This is a genomic window from Rhodococcus sp. OK611 (assembly GCF_003050885.1).
GTDB classification, from domain to species: Bacteria; Actinomycetota; Actinomycetes; order Mycobacteriales; family Mycobacteriaceae; genus Rhodococcus_G; species Rhodococcus_G oryzae.
Window position 1 is genome coordinate 53,579 of sequence record NZ_QAOZ01000009.1, and the last position, 19,152, is coordinate 72,730.

Sequence of the window (19,152 nt, forward strand, 5' to 3'; positions counted from 1 at the left end):
CGGCGCCGGCTGACTAGTCGATCTTGGCCGAGGGGCCGATGCCGAGCATAGACAGCAACATCCGGCATTCGTCGGCATCTGTCGCATATGCCGCGACAACTCGCTGTGCCTGGCGGGCGGTCTCGTCCGCTACCGGCTCGAGCTCCTCGTCGGCGATGTCGTTCTCGGTGGTCGTCTTCGCGGCCATGTCGATTGTTCCTCTCGGGCGGAGTACGCCTGCTGCGGCAGGTTCGTACGTGTCCGCGACTCTATGAGAACCGGGCGGTCCGGCGCTACTTCCAACGTCAGTTAGGGTGTACTAACTTCAGCGGCATCTGGTCGCCGCACACTATCGGGAGGCTTGATGGGGCGCACATCTGCGCGCGGCGGCGGTGCCGCCAATGGGCGCGGCGGCGGTGCCGCCAGTGGGCGCGGCGGCGGTGCCGGGATTCTCCGGCGGACCGTCGCCAGGAACCGGGGACGTCTGACGATCGGTACGGCGCTGCTCGCGGTGCACCAGATCGCCGAGACGATGGTGCCGGTCGCCATCGGCATCATCGTCGGCCGCGCGATCTCCACCGGTGACACCGACGCGCTCGTCATCTCCGTGCTCGGGCTGGCGGCGCTGTTCCTGGTGCTCACGGCGGCCTGGCGGATGGGCGCCCGATTCATCGTGTTCGCGATGCAGAACGAGGCGCACCTGCTCCGGGTGGAGGTGGCGGGCCGGATCCTGCACCCCAGGGGTGTGCGGACGGACCTGCGCTCGGGTGAACTGCTCACCGTCTCGACCTCCGACGCGGATCGGGAGGCCTGGATCCTCGACGTGATCCCGCGCATCGTCGCGGCGCTCGTCGCCGCGGTGGCCTCCGCGGTGACCCTGCTCGTGATCGACGTCCCGCTGGGCCTCGCCGTCCTGATCGGCACGCCGGTGATCCTGGGCCTGATGCAGCTCGCGGCGCCGCTGATCACCCGCCGCGCCACCGCCGCGCAGGCGGCGACCGCCCGGGCGTCGGGGTCGGCCACCGACCTGGTGAGCGGGCTGCGTCCGCTGCGCGGGCTCGGCGCGGAGCGGGCCGCGGCGGCGCGCTACCGCGGTGCCAGCGGCGAGGCGCTGCGTTCGACGCTGCACGCGGCCAAGGCCACCGGGATCTTCGTGGGCACCTCGGTGACGGTCAGCGCGCTGCTGGCCGTTGGCGTCGCGGGCGTGGCCGGCTGGTTCGCGCTGCAGGGCCGGATCACGATCGGCGAGCTGATCACCGTGGTCGGGCTGTCCCAGTTCATCATCGAACCGCTCGGCACCCTCGCGCGGATGCCGGGCTTCCTCGCCACCGCAAGGGCCTCCGCCGACCGGCTCGCGCTGGTGCTCGATGCGGACCCGATGGTCCCGGCCGGGTCGCAATCGTTGCCGCCGCGGGTGACGCTGGAGCTGGCCGATGTCAGCTACCGGTCGCTGCGCGGACTCGACCTCCGCGCGCACCCCGGCGAGTTGGTGGGGGTGCTGGCGCATCGCCCGCAGGATGCGGAGGCGCTGGCACACCTGCTGTCCGGGCACGTCGCGCCCGACGATCACGGTGGCACCGTGACCGTCGGCGGGGTGCACCTGGCCGACATCGATCTGGCCCAGGCTCGCGGCGCCGTCCTCGTCGAGCCGCACAACTCGGACCTGTTCGCGGGGACCGTCGGCTCCAACGTGGTGGCGGGCAGCCCGGACGCCGACCACACCGAGGTGCGCCGGGCGCTGACGGCCTCGGCGGCGGTGGACGTCGTCGACGCGCACCCCGACGGGCTGGACCTGCCGGTCACGGACCGGGGCGCGAGCCTGTCCGGCGGTCAGCGGCAGCGGGTGGCGCTGGCCAGGGCGCTGCTGTCGCAGGCACCGGTGCTGGTGCTGCACGATCCGACCACCGCCGTCGACGCGGTGACCGAACAGGCCATCGCGGAGGGCATTTCGCGGCTCAGACATGGCGTGAACGGGCACGAGGCTCCCGAGCGGGTGCACACCACCGTGCTGATCACCAGCAGCCCCGCGCTGCTGGCGGTGGCGGACCGGGTGCTGGTGCTCGACGAGGGCCGCGTGGTCCGCGAGGGCACCCACTCCGACCTCGCCACGGCCGACGAGAACTACCGAAAGGTGGTGCTGCGATGAGAGTCACCGCAGAGCACCGGCCCCTGCTCCCGATCGCGACGGCGGGGGAGAGCTGGGCCTGGCTGCGAGCCGAGTTTGCGCGCGTCCGCCGCCTGACCGGGCTCACGCTCGCCGTCGGGACGGTCGGTGCGGCCGTCTCCCTGGTACCGATCTACGTGTTCGGGATCCTGGTCGACCGGGTGCAGTCCAAGGCGCCGACCGAGATCATCGTCGGGGTGGTCGCGGTCATCGCCGTCGCCGCACTGCTCGGCGGGCTGTTCGCCGGCTGGGGCTCGGTGCTGATCAGCCGTCTCGGCGAGGGCATGCTCGCGCGGCTTCGGGAGCGGACGGTCGAGCGGGCGCTGACCCTGCCGATCGCGACGGTCGAGCGGGTGGGCAAGGGGGACTTGCTCTCCCGCGTCGGCGACGACATCTCGGTGATCGGCAAGGCCGTCTCCGACGTGGTACCGAACCTGGTCTCCGCGGTGTTGCTGGTGGTGCTGAGCATGATCGCGATGCTCGGCATCGACTGGCGGCTCGGGCTGGCAGGCGCGGTGGCGCTGCCTATGTACGCGCTCGCGCTGCGCTGGTACCTGCCGCGGTCGGGCCCGATGTTCGCCGCCGAACGGGTCGCGATGGGGGAGCGGTCCCAGGTGCTGATCAGCAGCATGCAGGGCGCGCGCACGGTCCGCGCGTACGGGCTCGAGGACGCGCACCTGGCGGAGATCGACCGGGCCTCCGGAAAGGCCAGGGACATCGCGACCGGGGTGTTCACCCTCTTCACCCGGTTCGCGGGCCGCGGCAACCGCGCCGAGTTCGTCGGGCTCTCGGTGATCCTGGTGGTCGGCTTCGCACTGGTGAAGGGCGACCTGGTGACCGTCGGCGAGACCACGGCCGCCGCCCTTCTGTTCCACCGGCTGTTCAACCCGATCGGCATGCTGATGTACACCTTCGGCGAGATCCAGTCGGCGGGCGCCAGCCTGGCGCGTCTGGTCGGCGTGGTGAACATTCCGGCGGAGAACGCGTCCCCGTCGGGGGCGGCGCCCGCGTCGGCAGAGCTGCGCCTGACCGGGGTCCGGCACAGCTACGACGGATCCCGGGAGGTGGTGCGCGGCATCGACCTGCGCATCGAGCCGGGGACGCGGGTGGCGCTGGTCGGCTCGACCGGTGCCGGGAAGACGACCGTCGCGGCGATCGCGTCGGGCTCGGTCACGCCCACCGCGGGAGAGGTGTCCATCGGCGGGGTCCCGCTGGCGGAGCTCGGCGACAGTCTTCGCGAGCAGGTGGTGATCGTGAGCCAGGAGGTGCACGTCTTCGCCGGCCCGCTGATCGAGGACCTGCGCCTCGCCCGGCCGGACGCGACCGTGGAGCAGGCGCGCGCGGCGCTGGACACCGTCGGCGCGCTCGGTTGGGCGGATGTCCTCGAGGACGGGCTCGACACCGAGGTCGGCGAGGGCGGACACACCCTGACCGCGGCCCAGGCGCAGCAGCTGGCCCTGGCCCGCCTGGTGTTGGCCGATCCCGCCGTGGCGGTGCTCGACGAGGCCACCGCTGAGGCAGGCAGTGCGGGTGCGCGCGACCTCGAGGTGGCGGCGGAGGCGGCGACCAGGGGGCGCACCACGCTGGTGGTGGCCCACCGGCTCACGCAGGCGGCCACCGCGGATCGGGTGCTGGTACTCGAGCACGGCGAGGTCATCGAGGAGGGGACTCACGACGAGCTGGTCGCGGCGGGCGGACGGTACGCGCAGCTGTGGGCGGCCTGGTCCGGTAGGTAGGACCGGGCTGCCCGCCGCCGCCCGTCGCGGCGGCGGTGAACCGTTCGCGGATCGGCCTCGTCGGTGAGGGGGTCTCGCGGACCCGGAATGATCAAGAAATTCGCCGATCGCTACTATAGCCTGGAATTGAATTCGGCCGGACACATTGTGGGAGCCGGACTCTCCCTCATCTGCGAACACCGCTCGGCCGTGCCACCAGCGAAATTAGGGGGCGTCCTTTCTGTAACTGGTGCTCTGCGACATCGTCATGTTCCCGATGATTCTCGGAATGGATTTCCCAGAGTTCGACGGTGTATTCCGCGCCGGATATCGGGTGCGCGCAATAATTGCCGAAATTGCGGACGGACACCATGAAATTGGCGGGTATGTTCTGATTTCGCCGCGTCGCTGTGTGCACAGCGGCCGGACCTCTTACATCGCGTAGCGCAGGATTGCCGCCGCCGCGGAGTCCGGGATATCGGCGCTGCGCACGGCGAGCACCCGTCCGCCCGAGAGCAGGACTCGGCGCGCGACCTCGTCGAGGACACCCGGTGCGTCGAGATCGGAATTCGCTGCCAGGGTGAGAGTTCCGTCATCCTCGGTAATGACGCCGTGGATGGTCGTGTCGATGTCGACCATCAGGGTGTCGATGATGCCGAAGGTCGCGGCCCTGGCAATGTCGGCGAGGTCGGTGGTTCCCCGGCCTTCGGCGCGTCGATCCTCGAAAAGGAGGCGCAGATCAGCCAATTCGTTTCCATAGTGTCGGTCGAGGATCTCGCGCGCTCGGGTGGCGAGCTGCTCGTCCGAAAGCTGCTCCGGATTGCCCTCGATGGTCTCCGCGAGCAGGCCGTCGTAGCTGTTGACCGAGCGGAACAGGGCCCCGATCGGTTCGGCGGCGGCAAGAATGAGCGGCAGGTCGCGCCCCGACAAAATGTCGCGCAGCTCTTGATCCACCGCGCGCGCATACTGACGCACGCGGACCTTGCGGCCCTCGGTGCCTTGAATCCGCCCCTTGGGCGCGCGACCACTCAACGATGCCTTGCGCGCATAATCTGCTGCACTGGAAGGAATTCCGGGAACCCGTACGTCCTCGGCCGGGCGATCCGGGGTGATTTCCACCAGTCGCGCCGACCCCTCGGCAAGGGCGAGCACGAATGCGGACTGCGGGAAGGTGACCGCCCGGAGCAGCGGCTTCACGAAGAACCGATCCCCGACGGTGACGCCGGCCTCGAGCCGATTCGGAATCCGGAAGGTACGCATCCGATCCGGCGTCGCGTGCACAACCAGCGTGCGCGCCTGAAACCGCCAGAACTCCTCATCTGCGATCAGATCCTCGAGCTCCTCCTCCAGTGCGACCCGCGCATCCCGATCATCGATACGCCCCAACACATCTCGCGTCTGATTGGAAAACGCGATCCGATTCTGCTCCGGCGTCGCAGTGTCGGCCTCGGTCGGCGTATAGATCGACACGGACCACGGCGCGGAAGCATCGACCAGCGCCTCGATCTCGGAGCGAGTAGGGATATCGGTGTGCAACATGTCGACCCTTACGAATGCTCTTGTCGGTTGCCCCCAACGTAGGACGAATGCGTAACGTTCATGTCTCGCGCCGTACCGAAATCGTTGAATCCAGAATCCGACAGAATCAGAAACCCGCCGGTCAACAACCGAAAACAGCGCAATGGGTGACAATGGCCACCACAGCGACAATGCGGGCCCGAATATCGATAGAACACAACTGGACCACGGCACGTGTGAGATTCGAGATCTCGCATGGGGGCGGCCGGCGCCCGGGTCTGGGCGTTCCCTCATGGCGGGGGCAACAGTGTTCCCAACGGCCCCAGGTCTATGTTGAGATCTTCGGGATCCAGCCCGAAATGCTCTCGTAGTTCCTCCATTCGACGTTCGAGGAGCATCAAAGTGGTGCCGATCCGCTCGATCTGGTCATCGCTGAGATCGCCCTCGTCGACACGGCGCAACGCTTGGCGTTCCATGAGTTGTCGGAGCAGTTCGACGATCGTGAGCACGAGGGTGGCCAGCCCTCGTTCCACCGATTCGGGATCGGAGTCGATGCGTTGCGGCAAGCTGCGCGTCTCCCGTTGCTCAGCCATCTGTCGCCTGTTCGGATGGAGCGGACACCGCGTCGAGGGCGGGCAGGGCCCGCACGGAGGAGACGAGGGTGCGCAACGAGACCTGCACCAGATCGACATCCGCGATCGCGAGCGTGACGTCGCCGGCGATGACCACCCCACCGGCGAGTACCCGGTCGAGCAGGTCCACGAGTGCGACGCGGCGTTCCCGATTCTCGTCCGGCGGCATGGTCATGGCGACTCCCGTCCCGAATCGCGTTCGATTCCGGTGAACGAATACGGTGGCCACGGACCCGTCAATTCGAGCCGCAGCCGTTCGTGGTCGCGATCGAGTGACGCGACGGCATCCGCGAACTCGCGGGCACGGTCCCGGTCCACCAGGTAAGTGCCGTTGAGCGGCATCCACTCCCGGGTGCCGGCAAGCGCAGGCGCAGTGGGGGATTGGCGACGGCCCATCGCGGCAAGCCGGAGCAGCGTGGTGTGGACGCTCTCGGCTTCGGCCGCGAGTGCGCGCTCGATGTCGTCGCGCGACGACAGCTCCGCCCGCCGCCGCGCCAGGTATCGGGCTCCTGCCCCGCCCGGCGCGTCCGTGCCGACGTCTGGGGCAGGCGGTGCGGTGGTGTCCGCGATCGCCCGCACTCCCCACTCCGCGCGGCCGGCGATCTGGCGCAGTGCGGCCTCGAAATCGCGACAGCTCTCGGCGAGGAGCGCTCGGACCTGCTCGTCGTCCGCGCACACCGTTGCCAACCGGAGGGGGACGGTGTCGGCGGTGCGGGCCACGGCACCGACCACCGCGTCGTGTGTGCGCGCTGTCGTCTCCAGCCAGTCGAGGTCCTCGAGGTTCCGCCGCAGCGCGGCCTCGCCGAAATCGTCGAGGCCGACGGTGCCCACGACCGCGGTCAGGCCCGCGGCCTCGATGGTGCGGACCCGTTCGGCCGCCACCCCCGCCGGGAGTTCGTCACCGTAGCGACCGCCGCCGACCACCGCGTAGACCCACACGCCCGTGCCGTCATCCGCCACGATCGTCCTCCGTCGTCTCCGGTGCGGTGTGCTGCTGCGCGGGCTGCTGCCGTCCGGATTCGACGGCGGGCATCGTCTCGCCTGCGTCGAGCGCGGCGAGCCGGTCCCGGAGCGCGCGATTCTCGAGTTCCAGATCCCGGGCGGATCCGCTGAGCCACGGATCGTGCTCCCACCAGTCGATCCCGACCGCCTTCGCGGTCTCGAGGGAGGCGATCACCAGCCGCAGCTTGATGGTGAGCAACTCGATGTCGAGGAGATTGATCTGGATGTCGCCCGCGATCACCAGGCCCTTGTCGAGCACCCGTTCGAGGATGTCGCCGAGGTTCGCCGGCTGATGCCCGGACCCGTACGGCTGCATACCGGCGGGCTCGCGCCCGGACATGGTCATTGCGAGTTCCGCCCGATATCGCTGCTGCCCCGCGGGTAGCGCCGCGTCCGGCTGTAGGAGAGCAGGTCGCCGTCCAGGCTGAGTTCCACCTCGTACAGCGCGAGAATGTCTGAGGATGTCGGGATGCGTCGGTCCTCGACGACCTCTACCTCGACCATCCACCCCTCGTCCGTGGGAGCGACAGAGGTCGCTCCGACCGGATCGCGGGAGACGAGCTCGACGATCTGGCGCATGGCGATCCCCGCGGCCTCGGCAGCGGAAACCGGTGCGGGCGCGGGCGACTCGCGATCGTCGGTCTCGTTGTCCCCGCGAGGACTCTTGGGCACGGCTGTCACTCCTCCTGGTCGGTCTCGGGGTTCGCCGGTGGTGTTTCAGTGACCACCGGTTGGTCTGTCATCCGGTTCACCACCTCCTGTTGGGCTGCCTCCTGTTCGTCAGGCGTCAGCTCGCCCGCATCCGCTGCGGCATCGATCGCCTCGAGTTCCCGTCGCGCTTCGGCAGGATCGTGGAGTTGTTGCTCGACCCGCTCCTGGATCAGTTCGCCGAGCCTGATCACCCCTCGGACGGGAGCGAAGGGCGCGCCTAGTACCGCCGAGATCAGGCCCATCGTCAGCCCTCCTGCTCCGGTTCCCGCTTCATCACGAAGTCGTATGCAGCCATGGGCCCCAGCACCTCGATCTCGGCCCGGCCGTCCCATTCGTTGGTGATATCGGCCAGCGCCTTCTCCAGATCCTCCCGGGCGCCCACGTCGAGGAGCAGCGCCACGTGAACCGCATCCAGGTCGTGGCTGGCGGGACGCACATTCACCGCGTGTGCGAGCGATCCGATCGCATCGAGCACGGTGCGGGTATCCGCGTCCCGCTTCGCGCCGATCGCCTGTTCGATGAACTCGCCGAGGGCGATCCGGGCGTCGCGGGTGGTCTCCTCGGGCTTGTCGCGGATCTCCTCTCGCAGCCTGTCCGCGTCGGGGCTCCCGGACAGCACCTCGCGCAGGATCACGGGCTCGTCATAGCGGCCCTTGATCACGTACTGCGCCCGGCCCTCCAATTCGTCGAGAGCGGACCGGAACTCGTCGTGATGCGGGGAGAGAAGTTCCTGGGTGACCGCGTCCACGTCCGTCATCACAGCACCGAATCGCAGCGGCAGGACGGGCGCGACGCGGGCCGATCCGTCGAGCAGTTCGGCGTGGGCCCGCAGGTCCTCGGGCGTGCCGAGCGGGTGACCGACCTGGATCTCGCTGACCAGGGCGGCGACCTCGTTGTGGCGGACGGCCGTCACCGAGCCGGGTGGATCGCCGACTCCCGCCGCGTCGGGTTCCGGCTCGACGTCGGCAGGCACGATGCCGTAGACGTAGGTCGCGGTCCCCGAGCGTTGATCGGTGGTGTCCTCTGCCGCCGACATCATCGCTCCCTTCGCTTCGACGTCTTCTCCGCATTTTCGTCGCGTCTGTCCTGGACCTCGCCGAGGAAGTCCGAGAGCTTCTCGCCTGCCGCCTCGATCGCACCTTTCGTCTTGTGTTTGGCGCCACCCTCGGCGACGTCGCCGACCAGGCCGGGCAAGCCGGTCGGCTCGTTCTCCGAGATCTCGAGCCGGTTCACCGCCTCGGCATAGCGCAGGTAGGTGTCGACGCTGGCGACGACCACGCGGGCATCAACCGTCAATAGTTCGATGCCGACGATCGAGACCCGCACGAACGCGTCGAGAACCAGACCCTTGTCGAGGATGGTGTCGATGACATCGGCCAGTCCGGACGCACTCGGTCGTCCGAGCTCGCCCCCGCCGTTCGCACCCTGTGTCGCAATGGTCATGACGCGGACCCCCGCTTCTCGCCTTTCGCGCGCGCGGATCCCGTACGCCGTCGCGGCTGCCGTTTCGGGGGTTTCCGGTCTTCGTCCTCCGCGGGTTCGCTCTCTGGTTCTTCGGGTTCGCTCTCCGGTTCCTCGACCTCTCCGTCGTGGATCTCGCCGCGCCAGCCCTCCACGTCGTCGGGATGAAGGGCACTCTGCGTCATCAGGTGTCGCTGGAAGTGCTTGAGCTCGAGACGAGCCCGACGGCCCTGCGCCCGCCAGAGGTTCCCGGTCTTCTCGAAGAATCCCTGAGGGTGGTACTCGAGAACCATGATGATCCGGGTGAGGGAGGGCGCTAGCTCATGGAAGGTCACCGCCCCGTCGATGTAGCCCTTGTTGCCCTTGGATCGCCAGATGATGTGCTCCTCGGGAACCTGTTCCAGGATCGTCGACTCCCACGTTCGGCGTGACCAGAAGACTTTCGCCGTGAACGAGAGCTTCTCGTCCGACTTCTGTTCGACCTGTTCGACCTTCTTCATGAACTTGGGGAACTCGCCGAACTGGGTCCACTGGTCGTATGCGAGTTGGACGGGCACACCGACATCGATCTGTTCGACGATGTTGGTGAGTTTGATCTTCTTGCCGCCCTTGTCTTTTCCTTTGCCGCCGGTGAAGGACTCCTTGATGTCCTCGAACTTCTTCCCGGCGAGGTCCTTGACGTTCGTCAACCCGGCGCTCATCGCCGCCGACAGCGGCGACTTGCCTTCGGCCAGCTTCTTCGACCCCGTGAGCGCGGCGAGCAGGCCGCCTCCCGAGCCCTCCGCGTAGTCCGTCAGCCGCTCGGCCGTCCCACTCACCTTGTCGGAGACAGCCGCCACGGCGCGCTCGGTCAGCGTTCCGGCCAGATGTTGCACCGACTGCTGCAGCGGCTGCAGATCGCGGGGGGTTTCCGTGACGGCCTTGCCTGCGGAGCCCACCGTGTCCGTGGCCGTTTTGCCGACCCTGCCCACGGTCTTCTTGGCGACCTTTCCTGTCTTGCCGGTCGCGCGTTCGATCGATCGTGTCACCGGACTCACCTTCCTGTGCGCCGCACGGGCGCGCGGTCCGATGTGGCGCCCTCGGATCGTTTGGTGCGCCGCGAGGGGCTCGACGAATTCTTGCCCCCAGCGCGGGAACTCCGGGCGCGTGGGCGACCTGAGGTGGAGACCTCGTCCGCCGGGCGCCGACGGCGAGAACTCGTCGGTGCGCGGTCGACTCGTCCGTCGTCGTCTTCCGATTCATCCTCGACTTCGGCTTCGTCCTCCGGTTCCTCGTCCTCCTCCGGTTCCTCGTCCTCCTCCGGTTCCTCGTCGTATTCGTCGTATTCGTCCTCGAAGTCCTCGTCGGATTCGGGTTCCTCGTCCTGCTTCGATTCGGCCCTTCGAGTCCGTGCCTTTCGGCGTGGTTCCTCGCGTTCCTCGTCGCTTTCGGGTTCCTCGTCGGGTGCGGGCAGTTGCAGGCGGTCGTTCAGCGCCTCGATTCGATTGGCCGCGGCCGTCACCGCCGCCGCACGGGCCGCGCCGATGAGGTCACCGCGTACCGACTCGGTGATCTTGCCGAGTTCGGTGGACGACCCGAGCGCTCCTGCGGCCTGTTGCATCAGCTCCCGTGGGGTTCCGGGCAACCGCCCGGTCATACCGCCTCCCGCCAGCAGCAGCGCCAGCTTCAGCTTGCGGGTGCGACCGAGGACGTAGCCCGCGCCCACCCCGAGTCCCAGGGCCAATTTCGTTCCGGACTTCATTGTCGATTCTCCTTCGCAGGTGGTGTCCCGCGATGTGGGTGCTCGGTTACCGGGCGGATCCATTTCGTTTTCGCGGACTGAAACTTGGCCTACCCAAGCTCGCACCGGTGGAAACGCATTCGGCCAACCTTTTCCACAAGGAGTTCCGGGTTGGATCGGATCCTGTGCGCGGGCTCGTGTGCTCGCATGTGTTTGAGCCGGAAAGGGCCGGGTACACCGCCGCCATGATGAAATCCACTGCCTTGACCATCGCCGCGGCGGGCCTGGTTGCCCTCGCCGCCGCCTGCGGCAACGACGATGACTCGCAGGACGCTCAGGACGGTACCGGCGCGGTCATGACAGGCACAGGTGCCGTCATGACAACGGCGGAGTCTGCGATCGACGAGACCAAGCTCGCAGCATTCGTCGCCGCGTTCCGTACCGGCTATGCGGAGTTGGCCCAGGACCGCAGTGATGAGGACATCGAGATGATCGCAACGCAATCGTGTGCTCATCTCGCAGCCGGTGCGGACAAGGAGACCGTGACCGTCGAGATCGAGACGCTGGCGGCGAACGACGGGACGAAGCCGAGCCAGGAACAGGCCGAGAACATCTACAACCTGGTCACGCCTGCGTGTCCGTGAAGGGCGTCGTTTTCGACCGAGGTACTAGTTCTTGAAGGCGTCCTTGACCTTCTTCCCTGCCTGCCCATGGCCTTGCCGACGACTTTCTTGGTGGCATCATGGCGGCGAAATCACCGTCCGATCCGATTCCGGAGGCGCGCGCGGTTTGGTCACGCACCGGTCGGGTATGCGCCACACATGCGAAATCTATGGTTGGGATTGGTGATCGGGGCGCTCACAGGGGCGGCCGTGGGGGCTGCGCTGGACGGCGCGCGCCGTGCTGGTCAGGCCGCGGCGCGAGTCGGACACAAGGTCGAGCACTCGATCTCGGAACACAAGCCGAACGTGAATGCCGCCGGGATCGCGGACAAAGTGCATGCTGCTGCCATCGCCGACAAAGTGCGGGAGGTAGACCTGCCCGACCGTGCCCGGGCGGTTGCTGCCCGACTGGCAGAGTCGCCGGTGGCAGAGACGACCCGCCATGCCGGCCACGTGCTCGCGGACACGGCGCGACGGTCGGAGGAGCGCACGGAGAAATTCGCGCTGGAACATCCGCCCCGGAAGGGGGACGGTGACCCCACCGACTAGGCGGTCACTCGATCGGCGAGTGGGGGCGATGCGGATCGGTGGCTCTGGTGGTACCGATTCTGGGTGTCGCAAAGAAGATGGCGAGCATCGCGATGCCCAGCCCGAAATGCAGCCAGTCGTCGGCCGCGTTGGTGGGCAGAAAATCCGCTCCCGAAAGGTCATCGACGATCAGTCCGTAGATCCACAACACCAGGTAGGCGATCCCCCCGAGCACCAGGAAGAGTGCGGACGCGGCGATCGACCGTGATGCGGCAACACCGATCACGCCGAACACGAGATGGACGATGTTGTGCAGGATCGACACCTCGAACAAGCCGAACAGTTCGGCCTGCGAATCATGTGGCAGAGCGAGCGTGTCGTAGCCGGTTGTCACACCTGGCACGAAGCCGAGCACACCGATGACCACGAAGACCAAGCCGATCAGCACGGCCGCCATCTGAACCGGCGCGGTATCGCCTTCGCCTCGCAGGTGTCTCATGACCCCTTCTCCTCGCACGGTCACCGAGATCGCAACTGTCGCTGCCACCGCGAATACCCATAGGCGCGGGTTCTCACACCGGATCTGCGAGGCGAGCGACGTCAGCTTCCACCGCGGGCCGGGCGGCCCCGCGGTGGAAGCCCTTCCGGTCGTAGAGCAGGGTCACCGTGGCGCCGAGCGTCAGCCCGACCAGCAGCCCGATCAGCGTCATCATCACGGCGTGCGTGAGGTCGCCCGCGCCGCCGCTGGTGAAGTAGAGCAGGGCGCGGGCGCCGAGGAACACCTGGTGCATGGGCTCGAAGTTCGCCAGCCAGCCGTAGATCGGTGGGGTCGCCTCGATCGGGATGGTGCCGCCCGAGGACGGCAATCCGAGGACGACGAACAGGATGAGGTTGACCAGCAGTCCGACGGTGCCGAACACCGCGAGCACCGACAGCGCGGTGATGCCGACGGCGGCGATGGCGAAGGTGCCGTACATCCACAGCGCGAGCTGGTTGGGGATCGGCATGCCGAGGGCGCGGCCGACGGCCACGTACAGGCCCGAGACGAGCGGGGCCAGCACCACCATCACGGCCCACTTCGACAGCAGTGTCCGGAAACGCGAGATCTCGACCGCCGGGTTGTGCACATACCGGGGACCGAACTCGGTGGGCGCGAAACCCAGCATCCCGTCGGCCAGCGAGTTCACGATCATGCCCCCGGTGAACCCGGCGAGCACCAGCAGGAGCGCGTAGTAGAACGCGGACAGCCCGTTGCCGGTCCCGTCGGGCAGCGGATTGTGTGCGGTGGTGAGCACCTTGATCGGTTCGGCCAGGCTCAGCCGCGCGGCCCCGGAGAGCGCCGGGGCGTCCGCGATCGCGGCGAGCTGGGCGTTGACCTGCTCGGTCAGCTGCGCGCCGACCTTGTCGTTGACCGCGTCGAGGGCGGGCCAGGCGATGCCCGTGACCAGCCCGACTCCGAACGTCCCGGCGCGGGGATTGGTGTAGACGGTGATGATCGGCTTCTCGATGTCCCCGGGTATGACGCCCGCCTTGGCCAGGATCAGCAGGCGCTTGGTGAAATCGCTGGGGATGACGATCGCGCCGTAGATCTCGCCGGTGTCCAGCCGGGACTGGGCCTGCGCGATCCCGATCTGCTGCAGGTCGACCTTGTCCGCTGGGACGTTCGCCACCAGTCCCTCGGTGATCTGGTTGCCGAAGTTCTCCGGCTTGTCGCCCTCGGGGGTGGAGACCGTGTCGCCCTCGTCCTGGTTGACGATCGCGAGGGGGAAGTCGTGCAGGTTGCCCTTGGCGTCGAGGATCCCGCCGAGGTAGAGCGCCGCGAGCAGGGACATCAGCAGGGACACCACGACGAGCGGCGCCAACCAGAATCGGGGCGTGCGCACGATGTGCGTCGGACGGTCGGTCGAACCTCGCCTCAGCGATGTCACAGTGGCAGCCCCTCGTCCGCGGATATCCGTGTGCCGATTGTCGCAGCAACGACGGAGGCCGGCAGCGCATCGCGCCGCCGGCCTCCTCGATTCGATCCGGGTGTCGCCGCCGCTAGCGGGCGGCCACCGTCTCCTCGCCGTCGAGCGCATGAGCCGGCAGCTCGCGCTGCAGCTTCTCGCCCTCGATGTCGACGTTCGGCAGGATCCGGTCCAGCCACGCCGGGAGCCACCACGCCTTGTCGCCGAGCAGGGCCATCACCGCGGGGATGATCACCATGCGGACCACGAAGGCGTCGAAGAAGACCGCAGCCGCCAGGGCGAAGCCGATCGACTTGATGAACGAGTTCGGCTCCGCGATGAAGGCCGCGAACACCGACATCATGATCAGCGCGGCGGCGGTGACCACCCGCGACCCGTGGGTGAACCCGATCGTCATCGCGTCCTTGGCGGAGGCGCCGTGCACGTACTCCTCACGCATCCGGGTCACCAGGAACACCTGGTAGTCCATCGCCAGGCCGAAGACCACACCGATCAGGAAGATCGGCATGAAGCTGACCAGCGGCTGCGGGTTCCCGACCAGACCACCCCAGCCGTTCTGGAAGATCGCGACCGTGGCGCCGAAGGTGGCCGCGACACTGAGCAGGAAGCCAAGGGTGGCGGTCAGCGGCACGAGCAGCGACCGGAACACCAGCGTCAGCAGGATGAACGCCAGCCCGACCACCACCAGCAGGTAGGGGATCAGGGCGTCCTGCAGTCGGTCGGAGATGTCGGTCTCGAGCGCGGTCTGACCGGTGACGCCGTAGTTGACGCCGATCTGCTCGTGCATTCCGGTCTCGCCGTCGCGGATGGACTGCATCAGGTCGACGGTCTTCGGGTCGGTCGGCCCGCTGTCCGGGGTGACCAGGATCTGTGCGGTGTCGCCCGCCTGGTTGACGCCGATCACCTGTGCGTTGGCGACATCGGTCTGCTCGGAGATGGTCGCGGCGACGTCACCGAATGCCTGCATCGCCGGGACGGTGGCGTCGCGGGCATCGACGACCACCAGCAGCGGGCCGTTGCGGCCGGGGCCGAAGCCCCCGTCGATCAGGTCGTAGGCCTGGCGGGCGCTGGTCGCGGGGTCGCCGGTGGCCTGACTGGGCAGCGCCAGCTTGAGGCCGGTGGCGGGCACCGCGAGCACGGCGAGCAGCAGCACCCCGCCGATCAGGGGGATCAACGGGACGCGCGCGACCCAGCGGGCGTAGCGCATGGCCGATCCCGGCTGCATCGAGCCGGACTCGGGATCCTTGGCCTTGACGAACGGGATCCGGCCCGCGAACACCTTGCTGCCGAAAAGCCCGAGCATCGCGGGCAGGAAGGTCAGCGCGATCAGCACCGCGATGAACACGGAGAAGCCGGCGGCCATGCCCATGTCGGTGAGGAACTTGATGCCGACCACTCGCAGCGCGACGAGCGCGATGATCACCGTCAGCCCCGCGAAGACCACGGCCGATCCGGCGGTGCCCACGGCGCGTCCGGCCGCTTCCTCGCGGTTGTCGGTGACGGTCAGTTCGTGCCGGAAGCGCGAGACGATGAACAGCGAGTAGTCGATCGCGACGGCCAGGCCGATCATGATCGCCAGCGTCGGCGTCATCGATCCGAGCTCGGTGAATCCGGTCGCGATGGTGATGCCGAGGCTGCCGATGCCGACGCCGATGATCGCGGAGATCAGCGGCAGGCCTGCGGCGACGAGCGAACCGAAGGTGATCATCAGGACGACCGCGGCCACCGCCATGCCGATCAGCTCGGTGGTCCCCCCTGGAGCCTCCTGGACCTGCGCGGCGCTGCCGCTGAGCTGGACGTTGAGCCCGGCGTCGCGGCCGACCTGGGCGGCGGCGTCGATCTCGGCGGTCAGTTCGTCGGTGAAGTCGGTGACCTCGCCGGTGAACGGCACGTCGACATAACCGACGGTCGCGTCCGCGCTGAGCGAGGACAGCGCCTGCGCGTCGGCGAGCGCGCGGTCGAGCGGCTTGCCGGACTCCTGCGCCTGCTCGGTGACCATCTCGACCAGGCCGTCGTGGGCGACGACGGGGTTGACCAGGGCCGCGCTGCGTTCGCCCGCGGCGGGCGGGGTGGCGGGGTCGGCCTTCGCGGCGGGCTCGACCTGCTCGATGCCGCGCACCTTGTCCAGCACGGCGTCCATCGCGGCCTCGTTCGCCGGGTCCGTCAGCGTCTGGCCGTTCGGCGCGGCGAAGACGAAGCGTGCGCTGAGCGAGTTGAAGGGGTCGCTGCCGGCGGCCTCAGGGAAGCGCTCGGCCATCAGGTCCTGCGCCTGCTGCGCGGGCGTCCCTGGGATCGAGAAGGAGTCGTTGGTCGGCCCGGAGAGGGTCGCGGCGCCGACGCCCATCAGGACGAGAAGGGTGAGCCAGATGGACAGGACCGTGCCCTTGCGCCGATAGGCGAACTTGCCGATCCGATAGAGATAGGTGGCCATGGAGGACCCTTCGTTCGAGGTGGTACGGGTCGGTCAGTGCTGCGTGGGGGCTGGCGCGGAGCCTGCGAAGCGACCCGGCAGCGGTGTCGGCTGCGGGATGCCTGCGCGGAGTTGGCGGAAGGCCTCGGTGACGAGCTCGCCGGGGTTCGCGTAGTCGGAGGTGCCCTGCATCCAGAGGTCGATCGCCGCCTTACATGCGGCCCCCGCGGCCATCTGCAGCAGGTTCGGGTACAGGTCGCGCTCGATGTCGGTGCCGGTGCGTTCGGCGATCGCCTCGCCGAAGATGCGGTTGACGCGCCCCTGCAGTTCGAGCTGGCGGGCCAGCAGCGCGGGGCTGTCCTCGACGAGGGCCATCACGGCGAAGGTGTCGGTGAGGTCGCGCTCGGGATCCATCACGATGCCGACGACCACTGTCTCGAGCGAGTCCCAGATGGGTTCCTCGGCCGGGCGCTCGCGCAGTTGCTGCACCCACTGGGTCACTTCGGTCTCGAAGCGGAAGAGGATGGCCTCTTCCTTCGACGGGAAGTAGTTGTGAAAGGTGCGCGTGGAGACGCCCGCGTCTGACGCGATGGCGTCCGCCGTCACGCAGTCGATGCCGAGGGTCCTGGCCAGCCGGACCGCGGCGTCGCTCAGTGCCCGTCGGGTGGCGGCCTTCTTACGGTCGCGCAGGGGCAGTTCTTGGATCACCCCATCGACGGTACGGACTTTGCAGACCTCTGCAAGGTTGCAGAGGTCTGCAAAATTGGTGTGGTTGCCCACACTCGACGCCGCTCGGTGACGGGGGTCACCGAGCGGGGTCGTCAGCTCAGGTAGCCGCCGCCGTGCGGGAAGAACTCCTTGCCGGTCATCTCGGTGCCGTCGTCGAGGCGCACGCGCTCGATCGACAGGCCCCGGTTGCCGCCGCTCCACGCGTCGGGCCCGGCGACGATGACCATGCCGTCGCCCTCGTGGATGAAGACCCGGCCGGGGGTGCCGCCGTAGCAGCCCTTGGACACCGAGGACTCGATGACGCGGATGCGCTGGCCCTTGAAGTGGGTGAACGCGTTCGGGTACGGGTCGGACTGCGCGCGGACGAGTCGCTCGATGACCTCGGCGGGCCAGGTCCAGTCGATCCGGCTGTCCTCCGCGGCGCGCTTGTGGAAGAAGGTGGCCTGCGACCGGTCCTGGGGCGTCCAGTCCGTGCGGCCGGACTCGATGAGGTCGAGGGCGTCCACGGTGATCGGGCCGATCATGTCGACGGTCCGGTGGAACAGGTCGGTGACCGTGTCCTTGGGGCCGACCGGGGTGCTGCGCTGCAGGATGATGTCGCCCGCGTCGAGCTCCTCGTCCATCAGGTGTGCGGTGAGGCCGACCTCGGGTTCGCCGTTGATCAGGGCCCAGATCAGCGGGGAGAACCCGGTGTACTTCGGCAGCAGCGAGTCGTGGATGTTGAGGGTGCCGTAGCGGGGGGCGTCGAAGACGTCCCTTGGCAGCCAGGTGCGCCAGTTGTTCGCCACGATGATGTCCGGGTCGGCCTGCTTCAGTGCGGCCTTGAAATCCTCGTCGGGCTTGTTCGCGATGTGCACCGGCACCCCGTGCTCGGCAGCGAGGTCGGCGACCGAATCGGCCCACATCCGCTCGTACGCGTGGTCGCTCTTGGGGTGGGTGATCGCAAGTACCACCTCATGTTTGGAATCCAGCAGCGCCTGCAGGGTACGGTGACCCCAGGTCTGGTATCCGAGCGTGGCGACTCTCAACGGGTTCCTCCTGGACGAGCGCGACAATTGCCGTCGAGTGATCGACGCGGGGCTAGCTTAGGCTATCCATAGCGCTGACACCGGGCCGTGTCCCCGGTTCTCGCCAGAAAGGCTCGTCGATGCCCCTCGCCACGATCAATGGGATTCAGCTGAATTACCAGGTCAAAGGCTCAGGAGACCTGGTCGTCCTGATCATGGGGACCGGCAGCCCCGGTCGGGTGTGGGACCTGCATCAGGTCCCCGCGCTGCTGGCCGCGGGATATCGCGTGTGCACCTTCGACAACCGCGGCATCGCCCCGACCGACGAGTGCGCGGACGGCATCGCCATCGAGGACATGGTCGCGGACACCGCGGCGCTGATCGAGCACCTCGGGGGCCCGGCCCACGTGATCGGCACCTCGCTCGGCGCCCGCGTCGCGCAGGAGCTCGCGCTGGCGCGCCCCGAGCTTGTGCGCAAGGCGGTCTTCCTCGCCGCGCACGGCCGCCGGGTAGCGCTGCAGAAGGCGTTGTCCGAGGGTGAACGGGAACTCGACGCGCAGGGCATCACGCTGCCCGCGAGCTACCGGGCCGCGATCACCGCCGTGCTCAACCTCTCGCCCGCCTCGTTGGTGGACCAGATGGCGGCCCAGGACTGGCTGGACATCTTCGCCTTCTCCAAGGCCGAGACCAGCCGCGGCGTACGCGCCCAGCAGAACCTGGACGACTTCGGCGACCGCCTCGCGGCTTACCGCCGGATCACTCGGCCCTGCCTGGCGATCGGGTTCGCCGACGACCGGTTGGTGCCGCCGCACCTGGCCGCCGAGGTGGCCAAGGCCATTCCTGGGGCGAACTACGTGGAGCTGCCGGACTGCGGCCACTACGGCTACCTCGAGCGTCCCGACGCGGTGAACTCCGCGATCCTGGACTTCCTCACCGGCTAGTACGGG

General features: G+C 68.3%; 22 protein-coding genes. 5 read left to right on the forward strand and 17 right to left on the reverse strand.

Annotated features, from left to right (window positions below; translation table 11 throughout):
* Positions 1 to 13: 13 nt before the first annotated feature.
* Positions 14 to 187 (reverse strand): hypothetical protein, encoded by a 174-nt coding sequence (locus tag C8K38_RS27145; protein ID WP_169310548.1) that lies wholly within the window; start codon positions 185 to 187, stop codon positions 14 to 16.
* Positions 188 to 343: 156 nt separating this feature from the next.
* Between C8K38_RS27145 and C8K38_RS12810 the strand changes: the two genes are divergently transcribed.
* Together C8K38_RS12810 and C8K38_RS12815 are read left to right on the forward strand one after the other, a co-directional pair.
* Positions 344 to 2,125, forward strand: a complete 1,782-nt coding sequence (locus C8K38_RS12810) for an ABC transporter ATP-binding protein (RefSeq protein WP_097211850.1) — start codon at positions 344 to 346, stop codon at positions 2,123 to 2,125.
* A complete protein-coding gene (locus C8K38_RS12815) occupies positions 2,122 to 3,879 on the forward strand; it encodes an ABC transporter ATP-binding protein (protein ID WP_097211851.1) in 1,758 nt (585 codons plus the stop codon). Before C8K38_RS12810 ends, C8K38_RS12815 begins: the two co-directional genes overlap by 4 nt.
* 411 nt (positions 3,880 to 4,290) lie before the next feature.
* Here the strand turns inward: C8K38_RS12815 and C8K38_RS12820 are convergent, their stop codons facing one another.
* The 11 genes from C8K38_RS12820 to C8K38_RS12870 all read right to left on the reverse strand — a co-directional run bounded on the left by C8K38_RS12820 (position 4,291) and on the right by C8K38_RS12870 (position 10,923).
* Positions 4,291 to 5,397 carry a baeRF11 domain-containing protein gene (locus tag C8K38_RS12820; RefSeq protein ID WP_097211852.1) on the reverse strand — a complete coding sequence of 369 codons (1,107 nt, stop codon included), beginning with the start codon at positions 5,395 to 5,397 and terminating at the stop codon, positions 4,291 to 4,293.
* 269 nt (positions 5,398 to 5,666) lie between these two features.
* Positions 5,667 to 5,969 carry a gas vesicle protein K gene (locus C8K38_RS12825; RefSeq protein ID WP_097211853.1) on the reverse strand — a complete coding sequence of 101 codons (303 nt, stop codon included), beginning with the start codon at positions 5,967 to 5,969 and terminating at the stop codon, positions 5,667 to 5,669.
* On the reverse strand, positions 5,962 to 6,183 hold the full coding sequence (locus tag C8K38_RS12830; protein ID WP_097211854.1) for a gas vesicle protein: 222 nt from the start codon (positions 6,181 to 6,183) through the stop codon (positions 5,962 to 5,964). Before C8K38_RS12830 ends, C8K38_RS12825 begins: the two co-directional genes overlap by 8 nt.
* Positions 6,180 to 6,968 carry a GvpL/GvpF family gas vesicle protein gene (locus tag C8K38_RS12835; RefSeq protein WP_306455730.1) on the reverse strand — a complete coding sequence of 263 codons (789 nt, stop codon included), beginning with the start codon at positions 6,966 to 6,968 and terminating at the stop codon, positions 6,180 to 6,182. Before C8K38_RS12835 ends, C8K38_RS12830 begins: the two co-directional genes overlap by 4 nt.
* Entirely contained in the window at positions 6,958 to 7,356 is a 399-nt protein-coding gene (locus C8K38_RS12840; RefSeq protein ID WP_373560252.1) for a gas vesicle protein, read from the reverse strand. Before C8K38_RS12840 ends, C8K38_RS12835 begins: the two co-directional genes overlap by 11 nt.
* The gene (locus tag C8K38_RS12845; protein WP_097211856.1) at positions 7,353 to 7,682 is read right to left on the reverse strand and encodes a gas vesicle protein GvpO; all 330 of its coding nucleotides are present in this window, start codon (positions 7,680 to 7,682) and stop codon (positions 7,353 to 7,355) included. The genes C8K38_RS12840 and C8K38_RS12845 overlap by 4 nt, the downstream gene beginning before the upstream one ends.
* Positions 7,683 to 7,687: 5 nt before the next feature.
* Positions 7,688 to 7,963, reverse strand: coding sequence for a gas vesicle protein GvpG (locus C8K38_RS12850; protein WP_097211857.1), 276 nt, complete (start codon positions 7,961 to 7,963; stop codon positions 7,688 to 7,690).
* Between the two features lie 2 nt (positions 7,964 to 7,965).
* Positions 7,966 to 8,757: a GvpL/GvpF family gas vesicle protein gene (locus C8K38_RS12855; RefSeq protein ID WP_209927627.1), complete on the reverse strand. Its 792-nt coding sequence runs from the start codon at positions 8,755 to 8,757 to the stop codon at positions 7,966 to 7,968.
* Positions 8,757 to 9,164 (reverse strand): gas vesicle protein GvpJ, encoded by a 408-nt coding sequence (gene gvpJ, locus C8K38_RS12860; RefSeq protein WP_097211859.1) that lies wholly within the window; start codon positions 9,162 to 9,164, stop codon positions 8,757 to 8,759. The genes C8K38_RS12855 and gvpJ overlap by 1 nt, the downstream gene beginning before the upstream one ends.
* On the reverse strand, positions 9,161 to 10,210 hold the full coding sequence (locus C8K38_RS12865; protein WP_097211992.1) for an SRPBCC family protein: 1,050 nt from the start codon (positions 10,208 to 10,210) through the stop codon (positions 9,161 to 9,163). The genes gvpJ and C8K38_RS12865 overlap by 4 nt, the downstream gene beginning before the upstream one ends.
* Before the next feature lie 5 nt (positions 10,211 to 10,215).
* Positions 10,216 to 10,923, reverse strand: coding sequence for a hypothetical protein (locus tag C8K38_RS12870; RefSeq protein ID WP_097211860.1), 708 nt, complete (start codon positions 10,921 to 10,923; stop codon positions 10,216 to 10,218).
* 32 nt (positions 10,924 to 10,955) lie between these two features.
* Between C8K38_RS12870 and C8K38_RS12875 the strand changes: the two genes are divergently transcribed.
* Both C8K38_RS12875 and C8K38_RS12880 read left to right on the forward strand, forming a co-directional pair.
* A complete protein-coding gene (locus C8K38_RS12875; protein ID WP_108168827.1) occupies positions 10,956 to 11,546 on the forward strand; it encodes a hypothetical protein in 591 nt (196 codons plus the stop codon).
* Positions 11,547 to 11,747: 201 nt separating this feature from the next.
* Positions 11,748 to 12,113 carry a hypothetical protein gene (locus C8K38_RS12880; protein ID WP_143548454.1) on the forward strand — a complete coding sequence of 122 codons (366 nt, stop codon included), beginning with the start codon at positions 11,748 to 11,750 and terminating at the stop codon, positions 12,111 to 12,113.
* Between the two features lie 4 nt (positions 12,114 to 12,117).
* Here the strand turns inward: C8K38_RS12880 and C8K38_RS12885 are convergent, their stop codons facing one another.
* The 5 genes from C8K38_RS12885 to C8K38_RS12905 form a co-directional block, all read right to left on the reverse strand.
* Positions 12,118 to 12,549, reverse strand: coding sequence for a DUF4383 domain-containing protein (locus tag C8K38_RS12885; protein WP_257017480.1), 432 nt, complete (start codon positions 12,547 to 12,549; stop codon positions 12,118 to 12,120).
* A gap of 115 nt (positions 12,550 to 12,664) precedes the next feature.
* Positions 12,665 to 13,924 (reverse strand): YhgE/Pip domain-containing protein, encoded by a 1,260-nt coding sequence (locus C8K38_RS12890; protein WP_245221768.1) that lies wholly within the window; start codon positions 13,922 to 13,924, stop codon positions 12,665 to 12,667.
* Between the two features lie 208 nt (positions 13,925 to 14,132).
* Complete coding sequence (locus C8K38_RS12895; RefSeq protein WP_097211865.1) at positions 14,133 to 16,490, reverse strand: MMPL family transporter; 2,358 nt, start codon at positions 16,488 to 16,490, stop codon at positions 14,133 to 14,135.
* A gap of 33 nt (positions 16,491 to 16,523) precedes the next feature.
* Entirely contained in the window at positions 16,524 to 17,177 is a 654-nt protein-coding gene (locus C8K38_RS12900; RefSeq protein WP_097211866.1) for an acyl-CoA-like ligand-binding transcription factor, read from the reverse strand.
* A 113-nt stretch (positions 17,178 to 17,290) separates the two neighbouring features.
* The gene (locus C8K38_RS12905) at positions 17,291 to 18,226 is read right to left on the reverse strand and encodes a methionyl-tRNA formyltransferase (RefSeq protein ID WP_097211867.1); all 936 of its coding nucleotides are present in this window, start codon (positions 18,224 to 18,226) and stop codon (positions 17,291 to 17,293) included.
* Between the two features lie 119 nt (positions 18,227 to 18,345).
* Between C8K38_RS12905 and C8K38_RS12910 the strand changes: the two genes are divergently transcribed.
* A complete protein-coding gene (locus C8K38_RS12910; protein ID WP_097211868.1) occupies positions 18,346 to 19,146 on the forward strand; it encodes an alpha/beta fold hydrolase in 801 nt (266 codons plus the stop codon).
* Positions 19,147 to 19,152: the final 6 nt, after the last annotated feature.